The sequence below is a fragment of the Pseudooceanicola nitratireducens genome (assembly GCF_900109195.1).
In the GTDB taxonomy this organism is placed as follows: Bacteria; Pseudomonadota; Alphaproteobacteria; order Rhodobacterales; family Rhodobacteraceae; genus Pseudooceanicola; species Pseudooceanicola nitratireducens.
The window spans coordinates 1-11,667 of record NZ_FNZG01000016.1; the positions used below are offsets into that span (position 1 = coordinate 1).

Consider the following 11,667-nt stretch of genomic DNA (forward strand, 5'->3'; position numbering starts at 1 on the left):
TATGACTTCCAACCTGAAACCCGCCAGCGCCTTCAGGACGTCTGGGCCAACCCCTTGGGCTTCGTGGTGACCTCCTACCGCGTCGACGCCGAGACCCTGGAGAACTGACCAAGATGAAATCCCTGCCCGCGCTCCTTCTGGCGCTTGCCCTTCCTGTTGCCGCATCCGCCGAAGCCACCCCGCAAGGTGGCCCGCTCGACATCCGCATCCGCACCGCCGTCTATGATGAAAACCAGGTCTACCGGATCGAAACCGACTTGCGGCATTCGACGACGATCCATTTCGGGGCCGGGGAGCGGTTCGAGGCGGTGATTGTCGGCGACACCGAAAGCTTCCAGGTCGATCCGATCCCCGAGCTTGGCAATGTGCTCACAATCAAACCGCACGTGGCCAATGCCTCGACCAACATGACGGTGATCACCAACCGGCGCACCTATTCCTTCCATCTGCGCGAGGGCTCGATCCCGAACCGCACCGGCATGTTCTTCGAGGTCCGCTTCCGCTACCCCGACGAAGAACGCCGCGCGGCGGGTGCCACCCAGCCCAAGGGCTATGAGGCCCCGCGCAACTACAACTACCGGGTCTCGGGTGAAGGGGATTTTCGACCCAGCCATATCTACGACGACGGTCTTTATACCTACTTCGTCTTCCCGGAAAACGCCCGTCAGCCCGCCCTCTTCAAGGCCGATGACCAGGGCCGTGAGCGCACCGTGAACTGGACCCAGCAGGGCAACACGGTCCGGGTGCTCGGGGTGAACACCTACTGGACGCTGCGCATCGGCGACGAGGCGATCTGTGCCTGGCGCGACGAGAGCGCGATTTACGTGAGCAACTGACCATGGCCGATCAAACCCCTCCCGACCTGCAGGACCGCCTCGATCAGTTCAGCCAGCGCGGCAAATCCAAACGCCGCGGCAACAGCCTCGGGGTCGGCGCGCTCGCCGCTGCCCTTGCCCTCGGCGGGGCCGGGGTCGCGTATTTCCTGGCGACCAGTCTGCAAGAGGGGGACAGCGCTCTTGAGACCTCCGATGTCGAGACCTTCCAGGACCGCCGGCCCGGCACCGGCGGGCGGCTGGAGTTTCCTCCTGACGAGACAGAGCAGCGGGTGAATGACGCGCTGATCGCTGTCGAGGAGGCGCTGGACGTGCCCGCAGCCCCTTCCCCGGAACCAAGCGCCGAGGTGCTGGCCGAGATCGCCAAGCTTCGCGAGGCCCTCGCCGTCAGCCAGGCCGCCCGCAACTCGGAAATCCAATCCGCCGTCGCCGACCTGCGCGAAGCCTTCGACGAACAAAAGGCCGCGCTTGAAGCCACACTCGCCGCAAAGGAAACCGAGCTGGCCAACCTGCAGCGCCAGACCGAAACCCGTATCGAGGGGCTGCAGGCCATGCTCGACGCCGAACGTGCGCAGCGCGAGGGGCTCGAGGCCGAGCTCGACCGCGAAGGGCTGATCGCCGATCAGCGCCTGCTCGAAGAACGCCGCCGGCAGGAAGAGGAACAGCGCCAGCGCGAGGCCGAGCGGGTCGCCGAGGAGCTTCTGACCGCGCAGATCAAATCCCCCGCCGTTGTCTATGCCGATGGTCCGCGGGGTGGCCAAAGTGGCGCGGCAGTCGCTGATCCGGCGGCCCCTGGCACCGGGGGTCCGGTCCTGTCAGGAAATGAGCAGTTCCTGCAAAGCGCGCGACCGCTCGAGGTGCAGGAGGCCGCCCGCCTCACCCATCCTGAGCGCACGCTGACCCAAGGCTCGGTCATCCAGGCCGCGCTCCAGACCGCCATCAACAGCGATCTGCCGGGCTCCGTGGTCGCGGTCGTCTCCGAGCCGGTTCCGGCGTTTTCCGGGGATCGGATCCTGATCCCCCGCGGCTCCCGCCTTTTTGGCCAATACCGCTCCGGGATCGAGATGCATCAGAAGCGCATCCTGATCCTCTGGACCCGCGTCCTGACCCCGGACGGCACCTCGATGGAAATCGCCGCCGTGGGCGGGGACCAGCTCGGTCGCTCAGGCCTGACCGGTCTCGTCGACACCAAGTTCGCCGAACGTTTCGGCGGGGCGGCGCTGATTTCCGTGATCGGGGCGGCGCCTGCCGTGGCGGCGGAGAGTGCCAACAACGAAACGACCAGCATCGTTCTGGGCGATGTCGGCAGCGATCTTCAGGATGCCGTCGGATCGGTCATTGCCGACCAGGTCTCGATCGCACCCACGATCTATGTCGATCAGGGGGCCTCGGTCACCGTGCTCGTCGACCGGGATGTGGTGATTTATTGACTGAGGCAGCATCACCAACCTCTTATCTCGAGCGTTATCTCGACCCGTTCCGCGACCTGCTGAGACGCGATGACGTGGTCGAGATCGCGATCAATCCGGACGGCAAGGTGTGGATCGAGGTCGCGGGCGACGCTACCATGCGCCACGAAGGCCAAACCGTGGATCGCACCACCGCCCTCAACATGGCCCACACCATCGTCGGCGACGCCAAGGCCCGCGTCTCTGAAAAGAACCCCCTTGTCTCTGGCAAGGTGGAATATGCAGGCCGCCCGCTCCGAGTTCAGGTTGCCGTACCGCCCGCCATCGATCGCGGTGCCTCGATCACGATCCGTCTCTTCGCCTCCGGCAGCGTCAGGGATTACGCACCCACCTATCTCTTCGGCAAGGCCGTCTCGCTCGATGCGCTCCGCGCCGAGAAGATGAAGAACATCGCCACACTCGCCGAAGTGAACCTCGAGGCCGCGCTGCAAACCCTGGTCGAGGCGCGGCTCAACGTCCTGATCAGTGGCGGCACCTCGACCGGCAAGACCACTTTCGCCCGCCATCTCCTGACCCATGTCAGTGAACACGAGCGGCTGATCACCATCGAGGATGCCTTCGAGCTCTTCCCCGGCCAGCCGAACACCGTCGCCCTCCTGGCCGACCGTGGTTCCGGCTTGCAACGCAGCGCCAATGCCCTCCTTCAGGCCTCCCTCCGTATGCGACCCGACCGGATCATCGTCGGCGAGCTGCGCGGGGCCGAGGCCCTGACCTATCTCGAGGCCATTAACACAGGCCATGGCGGATCGGTCTCCACCATCCACGCCGAAACCGCCGAACTCGCCATCGATCGACTGGCGATCATGGTGCTGCAGGCAGGGACGCCGCTGACATTCGCCGAGGTCCGGCAATACATCCGCAAGTCCATCGATGTGATCGTTCAGCTCGGGCGAGCCGAGGGGAAGCGGGGGATTACGGAGTTCTATCTGCCGGGGTCGTGAGACGTTCCGACACAGCAGGCGTCGAGCAAAATAACTTGCTTAGGCTACGAATGGCAGCAGCGCGCGAGCGCTGCTGTTCGCTTTGTATTCGTCAATAGCCGCTATTGGGCCGAGGCAAGCTGTCTTTTGGTGTCGGCCGAAAAAGCAACGTAGAATTACTTTCTCGACAATCGGACGCGTGATAATAAGGCATTTAAGGGAAAGAACTTACGCTACTAGGGCACAGTCGGCGGCGGTGCCACGCGTCCGGCGAGCTTCTGCCACTGTTTGTTGTCGATAAGGGTGGAACGGTAGATCCGCAGATTACCGCATCCCGGAAGTGACTTCAGCGTCTTTTTGACTGGATCAACCAACGCCGGTGCCAACCACGGACTAAAGGTTTGCTCAGACATTGCGCCATTGTCCTCATTTTCAATTCAGATATTGGTAGGCGGTTGAAAGGAAGATCGAAATCTGCGACGCCACAGACCCAAAAATCGGTTTGATGGAGTAACCTGGAGCAACTTTCATGATGCCGTATTACTTGAGGTCGTGCGGCGTCTTCCGGAGGGCTTGAACTCGGGCTACGACGATAAGGTATTCGGTATCAGATCCAACGGGCGTTTTACGCTCTATGGTTATCCGCTCCGAAATGTGTTGCTGGTGTCCGTTCCTATCTGTCAGATCGAGGACCAACAGAAATCCAAAGCGGACGCCTGTAGTGAGATATCCTGTCGCTTGTCCGGCGTAGCGCTTGGCCAAGGTAGCGTTGTCCGGTACGTTGTCATCCTTCTTAACCTCGATAATCGAACTTACACCGCGAAACTGGACGTCGATGTCGGCTCTCCCACCACCACGATCACGCGCCTCTGCTTGGAAGGTTGGCGCTCCCCCGGTCTGCAAGAATTTCAGAAAATCCAGCTGCAGATCATGTTCTACCGGTAGCTTTCCACTTCGCCGGAACAAATAGGAGGCGACAGGATCGGTGCTAACACCGACGTTTGACCGGGCAGCCAAAAACTTCAGTAATAGGCCGACAAGAGACTCCACGAGCATCCGCGCGTCGGGGAAACGTGAATAGTCTGGCTGAGTTGCAAACTGTTCGATTACCTGTTGCCAAAGCTGAGCAACCATAACATTGGCGTCCCCATGCATGCGGAGTTCCGAAACACCCATTTTGGCCGCGGCTTCGCTGAAGCCGGCATCTTCTAGTACCTCAACCAGCCGGCTAGTGGTCGTGGCGTCGAAAGGGCGGCGATTAAGCGAGTCCTCCATCGACCGCTTGAGCGTTTCGCGCAGCTCCGCTACAGCCCCGGCTTTTCCATGGTCAATGTTGACCTGTAGCCACTCCTCCAGCGCTTGAAGGTAGTACCTGCGTTCGCGCATTCCACGGATGGTAGCATCCTGCATTGACGCATCGAGGCCGGGCGTAGATGGCAGACCAAAAACTTCGCTTCCAGGGTAGAAAATTGACAGAAGCTCATCCTCAATCACAATTGCAACGTTCAACCAAATTTCTTTGCCTAGGGAGTGGGCCAGAGCAGCTAATTTTGTTGCCATTGACAACCAATGAAAGCGTTCCCTCGAGGAAACAGCCAGCCATGAGTGAGACGCGTGGCGCGCCTGTGAAAACGCAGTATACTCGATGGCAGCAATTTCCAATTCAGGTAAACGATCTTTCAAATCTGCTCGGAGCCCGTCTTCCCGTACTGACAGCAGGAAGGTCGTGCAAAGCAAATAGAGTTTTGCATCCGGACGACGCTCGCTGTTCTCGAGGGATCGCTCGAACCATTTTTTTGCGGACGCAAGCGCCGACCAAAGGGCTTCCTCGGTGGGTGCGGCCAGTCCTTCGCGAAGCTTAGCTAACCCAATTTCCATGCACGCTTCGTCTGCGACAGTATCCAGCGTCGCCAATTGTTCGAGAAGCAACATAAAGTCTGTATCCGGATATCGACGTAGAATAGCGCCAACCACCTTGGCGACGTGACGCAGGAATTGTGGATCGTCCTCTGTCGAAACGTCGAGGATGCTGGCCTGTAGCCTACGCACGAGAACCGCGTTCTCTTGCGAGAGCAGCATCGCACCTCTCAGTGCATGGGAACGCCCCCATGAATGATTGCTTTCATCTTCGAAATGGGAACAAAGACTTGTCCACGCTGGCTTGGCGAACCCGGCTGGTATCTCGATCCGCTCCAGACAATCGACCATCTCGGCCAGTGCTGGAGCGTCGTCAGTCCACGCCAGCATTTCCAACAATACGGATTGGACAGAGGTCTCGGATATCCATCGGGTCAGCCAGCAAAAGCCATCGGCTCGGTCTGAACCGGGCGCGAGTTTTTGTACTGCAGAAAGCAATCGCTCCGCTGAAACGGAGCCCGGATCACTGGATCCGTCAGCATCGGCGCGTAACAACTCGATAAGATATTCCATGACTCACCGCTTAGAAAACGTAGTCGTCGCCTTTGGCATGGAGACGATGCTCGATTGGCACAACGGCTTCAACGGAAGGACGCGCTGTCGTGCCGATGATTATCTGCACACCGCCTATCTCCGAGGCCGCGGTTGCAACGCTATCGAGCATCGCCTCGAAATCCTTGTCCACGACCTCTTCGGACGCCGGCGAGTCGATCACCATCAAACCGGGGTGGCGGCCGTGACCCCGTTCCCTTGCGACTTCGACCGCAGCGAGCGCCACGGCAATCTTGATGCGCAGCCGTTCACCCATGGTCAAGTTGCTAAACCATTCGATAGCTCCACCTTGTTTGACTTTGAGCCGACCTCCGTTGTCCAGTTGCATCTCAGTGGCGTTGGGCATGCCAAACTTCCGGGAAAGGAGCATCACCGATTGCGATATCTGCTTCAGAATCTCAGATTGCATATCAACCATAAGTTCTTTGGTGACGTCAGTGGCTGCCCTGAGAACCTTATCCGCAGCATCGGTATTGGCGTCCGAGCTTGTAGATGTCGCTCCATCACCCATGAGGTCGCGAAGTTGAGCTGCCTGGGCTTCCAGCTGGACGATCTCCAGCTCTGTATCAGGGACCTTGGCAGCAAGGTCGACCTGCAACGCGGAAACCCGATCCTTTGCTTTTCGAAGTTCGATTGCAGCGTTGTTTGCAGATTTTTCCGCGGCTTTTTGCTTCTCCCTAGCTAATTTCAATGACGCGTCGAGGGCGTCGACTTCATCTTTCGCAAGCTGAATGTGATCTTCTTCAAAATCCTCTGTGCCCTGGGGAATATCGTTCTTGCAAAGCAGACAGGTGCTTCCATCGCCAGTTGACCCAGGCGCCGCCACGACCTCTTTGTATTTGGCTTCGCAGGCTGGGCAGCAGGATGGGCTAAGCTTGCGGAACGAATAGCCGGCTGACTTCTCGTCCTCCAGTTGCTGTACCCTTTGACGGGCTTTCTCGAAGCTCTCCGCAATCTTCTGCAGCGAGACATCAGCCACTTCGAAAGCAGCCCGCGTGGAATCCGCAACTTCGCGCAGAGTGACCATCTGTTGGTCCAAATCGTTCAACTCGACCCGTTTCCTTGAGCGATCGTCAACCTTCTTCACGCTTTCCCTTGCTGTCTCCAGCTTGGCGTTGACCGTCTCCAACCTTTTCGCAAGGCCCTTGTACAGCGCAGACTGGTCTGGACGAGCGGCGCGGGATTCCTCGACCTCCTTCTGCGCTGTGAGGGCCGCGCTATACGTCGAGACCCACGGCAAACCGATGAATAGTTGCAGTAGGCGTAACGGGATACCATCGATCGTGACGTCGCCGAAAAGTGCCTTGGCGTTCGTCGAACTCGACAAGAAGAGTGCCGATGAAATCAGTGGCCAGCCATGAGCATGACCACCGGTTTTGGAATTGTGTGCATATATCGGCGAGAAGGTTAGTTCAGCCATCATTAGCTGTTCCGTTTGCGACTTCAGCCCTTCGCCGCCATCACCGTCGTATAATGGCACCCAGCTCCCGTCGCTGCCCGAACGGCTGACGCGGGCTTTCGCTTTCGCCGGATCCTCCTCTCCGACATCTTTCCGCAATTCAGTACGGTGGAGAATGCCGTCGATCTCATAAGTCACATCGACGATTTCCAGCCATTTCCAGACGTCCGCCTTAACCCTTCCCCGGAACTCGCCCCTGATGACAGCGTATAGCAGATTTAGGATAGAAGACTTGCCGCGGAGGTTGCGGTCCGACATTACCGCAAACAATCCAGCGCCGAGGTTGGCCCAAGTCTTATCAAACGGCCCGTCACAGTCGGACTCTGCACGGGCACCTGCAACTCTTATGCTTTTGAACCGCAATGACTTCGCTCGAGGAGGTGTAGGCTGCGGCTGGATGTTGTATTTCTGTAGCACAGACTTGGCTGTGCTTTCCTCAGTGCCTGAACGTTCCGCAATGGCGCGGAGCCAGCCACTCTCGGTGGATTGAATTGGCGCAGACTTTCTCATTTCAGATTCTCCGAAATCGCGCGTAGGCGCTTCTCGACTTCCACACGAATGCTCGGGATGAGATCGCCATGAAGTGTCTTGCCATAGGTGGGATGCTCGTATTGCCAGTCCTTAAGCTTCGAACCGCTTTTACCGGAAGCTACCCGCATCACTAGCGTCATCCGGTCCCGGTACCACACCAAGTCCGGATGATCGGCTACACACTGGTCCAAGAAAGCCATTGCCTTCGATGATATCTGGTATTCATAGCGACGCACCTTGCCATCTTCGCCTTTAAGCTGCATCGATCGGACGAGTCCGTAGTAGCTTAGCAAGGCAAGTGCATCCGCGATGTTCTCGTAAGCTCCTCGCTTCCACCTGACCATGCGCACTAGCCTGACAGAAGGTTCATCAGCATCAAAAATGCCTTCGACCTTCTTAAGCAGGTCGAGATCACCCTCGGCTTCGACCACGTCCAGTAACGCGTCAGCCAGATAGTCTGGATAGCGCACCAAGAAATCCATAGCCATTAGCCGTTTTTCGGCCCTGAAGACTTTCACGCATTCTTCAGCAGGATCGTCAGCAGGATCGGAACCGGCCGCTAGAATGAAGAGAAGCCGCAAGGCGTCACGATATCTAACCCCAACGGCAGAAACTGGGTCAGTTGAAGTCGCGCTCCCAGTTTCGCCCGCTATATCGTCAAGTAAGCCCATGCCTGCCGACAACTCCCCCATAAATCTATGATTGTATTATTTCGAATAAGATCGCGTATCGTCGCTTGCAAAGCAACCCATTGAGAATCTGGACGAACTGCCTGTCAAACACATATGAACACAAGTCTAGCAAGGTGTTGCTCGGCAAGCTGGCGGAGCAATCTGAAAACACAACCGGCTTGATTGAACGCTGATTGATTTGGGTTTCGGCTCTGTACCCTTACGCCAAAGGCCGCACGGGAGACCTTCTGGTTGCTGAAAAACGCTGGCGAACAGCAGCAGTGGAGACGTCAAGAGTACGCATGCTTTACGATGGCAGTCTGACTGGCAGAGGCTACAAACAGTCATCCTCCGCGCACAACACAGAAGATTAACAAGGGACAGTCGCGCGAAGACCGCGCTCACCCTCCCAATAGCTCTTCAATGAAGTCCTCCTGCCGGTCGAGCGCCGCCTCCCATTCCTTCGGCAAGTCCGCTTCCCGCTCGAGCATCTCCGGCTCTGGTTGCCCGCGCCCGGCTTCCATCGTCCTCACGCTCATCGCGCGCGCTTCGCGGCGCTGCGAGCGATCCCGGACTGGCGCGCGTTCGGCCGGTTTCGCCTGCTCGTCTGCGCCGGCCTCATCGCCACCTTCGCTGCCCCAAGGCCCAACACCCTGCACGCTCGGCGGATAGGGAAAGGGCTTACCTTCTTGGCGGGCCAGCATCTGCTTGAAGAAGGGATCGTCGTAATACTTGATCCGGCTCGCCTTGATCGGGTGCTGGGGCGAGGCGAGGATGATCACCTCGTCGGGGTCCATCAGGCGCGCTTCGGTCTCGGAAAGCAGCGGCCGTTCTTCCAGCCGCGCCGAAGTCGAGGTCGCGCCGAGGATACCTTTGTTGCGGCCATACATCTTGGTCACCGCCTCGCGGGTGGTGCTGCCGACGGCGGCCGAGACTTCCTTCACCGTGCGCTGGTCGCGCGGGGTGATGTAGAGCTTGAGCCCTGCCCCGTTCTCGAGGCTTTCGCGGCCCTCGGGCCCGTAGATCCGGTCGAGCGAAGCCAGAGACTGCGCGATCATCGCGACGCGGCCGCCATAGCTTGCCAAGGAATGGATAGCGCGTTCGAGATAGGGCATTGCACCCATCTGCTGGAATTCGTCGATCATCATCATGACCGGCCAGGGTTCGTCGGGGCCCGGTTCATTCAGGCGGATCGAGGCGATGAGATCGGCGAACATCAGGCGCAGGAGTGGGGCGAGGGTTGCGATGTGATCTTCGGAGACGGCGATATAGAGCGACTGCGGTTGATTCCGAAAAGTCGAGAAATCGAAGTCGCTGGCTTGCGTGGCCGAGCGCACTGCCGGGTTGTCCCACTGCTTGAGGCCCGCGGTCATCAGCGCCTGGATGTTTGAGGTCAGCAGCCGCGACGAGGCAGAGGCCGCGTTGGTCCAGAGCTCGCGCAGGATGTCTTCTTCGGCTTCATCGGCATAGGTCTTGTACTGGGCGTTCTTGTACTCGCCCCCGGCGACGATCTTGTTCACCTCGCCAAGGTTCGGCGTTCCGCGCTGGATCGCCAGCAGACAGGCCGCGACGAAGATCGACTTGCCGGCCTCGGAGAAGGTGTCGAGTTGCTTGTTGTCCTTGTCGAGGAAGAGGTCGGCCAGGATCGAGACCTCGGTGAAGCGCTGCGCGAAGCTCGGGGCCTTGGCGATCCGGGCCAGAGGATTGTAGCGATGCGTGGCATTGGCCCAATCAAACGGGCTGAAGCGATAGACCTCGTCGCCATTCAGCGCCCGCAACCGCGCTGTCTTCTCGAAGTTCTCACCCTTCACGTCGAGCACCACGACCGAACCCGCGAAGCTTAGGAGGTTCGGGATCACGAAGCCGACGCCCTTACCGGCGCGGGTTGGGGCGACCATCATCACATGCGGGATCGTGGTCGAAGAGATGAACTCAGCCTTCGAGGTCGGCGCGCCGAGTTTGCCGCAGACAAAGCCCTTGCCCGGCGCCTGCAACATGTCGTTCTTCTTCAGCTCCGCCTTGGTCTGCCAGTGTGCCGAGCCGTAATCGTCCCGCTCTTTCTTCCAGGTCCAAGCCAGCGCCAGGGTGCCGAGACCGATCGCGCCAAAGCCAACGGCCCCGAAGCCCACCTTGAAGGCTTCGGGATGTACCGCGCGGGTGCTGGCGCTCGCCTTCCAGAGCGCCAACATGTCGAAACTCTGAAACCCCGTTTTCAGGGCCAGGGTCAGGTAGAAGGCGGCAACGATGGTGCCGATGACGGCGCCGCAGATCACACCGAAGAGGAGCGCTGCCCAGAGGGGAAGTGTCTTGGTCATGGTGGTCATCTCCCCTTTAGAATTCCATCTCGTCATCGAGACCGCGGTCCCGACCGAGATCACGCCCCAACTCCTGCACCTCCTGCTGGCCGCGCAATCGCGCCACCTCGGTCGCCTTATCCTGCTGCAACCCGGCAGCGCGGTCGGTGAAGACCTGATCGCCGGTTTCCTCAAACGTCATCTCAAGGAACTCCTGCGTGACGGTGATCTGATCGAGCTTGCTCGGCAGCGCCGCGTCCAGCACCTCGTAGTTGCCGCGGCGAAGCTCGGCCAAGCCTTCTTCGCCCAACTCCTTGAAGAGCTCGGATTGCAGGGTCCGCTCGACCGTCTCTTCCTGTTCCTCGCTGAGCTTGCCGTCGCGCAACATGTGGGCGAGGTCCTGCAGGTAGGGATTGGGCGTCCGGTCGTCCTCGTCGATGAGCGGCAGCGTCGCCTCTTCCTCGTCCGCGAGGGTCCGACCAATCTCGACACCCAGTTCCTTGGCGCGTTCCATCAGCGCGTCCATCACGCCGTCGACCTTCTCGAGCGCGGCGTCGAGTTGGTCGTCACTCGCGGTCTCCACGCTCAGACCGTCCTTGGCCAGCACCGCGTTCATGTCCCGCTCGACCCAGTCCTGTGCCATGCCGTAGTTCCGCGTGCCGCCGGCACTGATCCGCGCCACCAGTTCCTCGCTATCCATCCCGACCTCCTCGGCCCGCTCGAGCACGTCACGCAGCCCTTCGTCATTGCCCGACTGCAGCGCGGCGATCAGAACCTCACTGCCCGCCCCCGGCGGATAGGGTTCTTCGAGCTGCTTGCCGAAGCGCACGCGCAACTCCGGGTCCGGCACCATCTGCGAGAGGTCCGCGATGATCGGCGCGGCCTTGGCCTCGAACGCGGCGCGCTCGGCCGGGTCCAGTTCCTCGGCCTTGAGCCTCAGCGCCTCGATCGTGCGCTCGGAATAGTCGATCGCATCACCGACGGTCTTGATGTCCTTCATGTCTATCTCTCCTTCGGTGAA

At 59.7% G+C, this 11,667-nt stretch carries 8 protein-coding genes and 1 pseudogene; 4 read left to right on the plus strand and 5 right to left on the minus strand.

Going from position 1 to position 11,667, the window contains the following annotated elements; translation table 11 throughout:
- From BMX99_RS19585 to BMX99_RS19055, 4 genes are all read left to right on the plus strand, one after another.
- On the plus strand, positions 1 to 108 hold a 108-nt coding region (locus BMX99_RS19585; RefSeq protein ID WP_254772012.1), incomplete at its 5' end, for a VirB8/TrbF family protein.
- A 5-nt stretch (positions 109 to 113) separates the two neighbouring features.
- Positions 114 to 836 (plus strand): TrbG/VirB9 family P-type conjugative transfer protein, encoded by a 723-nt coding sequence (locus BMX99_RS19045; RefSeq protein WP_093455120.1) that lies wholly within the window; start codon positions 114 to 116, stop codon positions 834 to 836.
- 2 nt (positions 837 to 838) lie between these two features.
- On the plus strand, positions 839 to 2,263 hold the full coding sequence (locus tag BMX99_RS19050) for a TraB/TrbI/VirB10 family type IV secretion system protein (RefSeq protein ID WP_027246183.1): 1,425 nt from the start codon (positions 839 to 841) through the stop codon (positions 2,261 to 2,263).
- The gene (locus BMX99_RS19055; RefSeq protein ID WP_027246184.1) at positions 2,260 to 3,243 is read left to right on the plus strand and encodes an ATPase, T2SS/T4P/T4SS family; all 984 of its coding nucleotides are present in this window, start codon (positions 2,260 to 2,262) and stop codon (positions 3,241 to 3,243) included. The genes BMX99_RS19050 and BMX99_RS19055 overlap by 4 nt, the downstream gene beginning before the upstream one ends.
- Positions 3,244 to 3,762: 519 nt before the next feature.
- Here the strand turns inward: BMX99_RS19055 and BMX99_RS19060 are convergent.
- The 5 genes and pseudogenes from BMX99_RS19060 to BMX99_RS19080 all read right to left on the minus strand — a co-directional run.
- Complete coding sequence (locus BMX99_RS19060; protein WP_083783485.1) at positions 3,763 to 5,652, minus strand: hypothetical protein; 1,890 nt, start codon at positions 5,650 to 5,652, stop codon at positions 3,763 to 3,765.
- A gap of 10 nt (positions 5,653 to 5,662) precedes the next feature.
- Positions 5,663 to 7,567 (minus strand): ATP-binding protein, encoded by a 1,905-nt coding sequence (locus BMX99_RS19065; protein ID WP_208855472.1) that lies wholly within the window; start codon positions 7,565 to 7,567, stop codon positions 5,663 to 5,665.
- Between the two features lie 89 nt (positions 7,568 to 7,656).
- Entirely contained in the window at positions 7,657 to 8,352 is a 696-nt protein-coding gene (locus BMX99_RS19070) for a hypothetical protein (protein WP_175480281.1), read from the minus strand.
- Positions 8,353 to 8,753: 401 nt separating this feature from the next.
- The gene (locus tag BMX99_RS19075) at positions 8,754 to 10,667 is read right to left on the minus strand and encodes a type IV secretory system conjugative DNA transfer family protein (protein WP_027246185.1); all 1,914 of its coding nucleotides are present in this window, start codon (positions 10,665 to 10,667) and stop codon (positions 8,754 to 8,756) included.
- Positions 10,668 to 10,683: 16 nt separating this feature from the next.
- Positions 10,684 to 11,667: pseudogene (locus tag BMX99_RS19080) on the minus strand (relaxase/mobilization nuclease domain-containing protein); the annotation flags it as partial.

Coding starts and splice junctions, on each gene's coding strand:
- BMX99_RS19060 (WP_083783485.1), bottom strand. CDS start 5,652: ATGGAATATCTTATCGAGTTGTTACGCGCCGATGCTGACGGATCCAGT.
- BMX99_RS19045 (WP_093455120.1), top strand. CDS start 114: ATGAAATCCCTGCCCGCGCTCCTTCTGGCGCTTGCCCTTCCTGTTGCC.
- BMX99_RS19050 (WP_027246183.1), top strand. CDS start 839: ATGGCCGATCAAACCCCTCCCGACCTGCAGGACCGCCTCGATCAGTTC.
- BMX99_RS19070 (WP_175480281.1), bottom strand. CDS start 8,352: ATGGGCTTACTTGACGATATAGCGGGCGAAACTGGGAGCGCGACTTCA.
- BMX99_RS19075 (WP_027246185.1), bottom strand. CDS start 10,667: ATGACCAAGACACTTCCCCTCTGGGCAGCGCTCCTCTTCGGTGTGATC.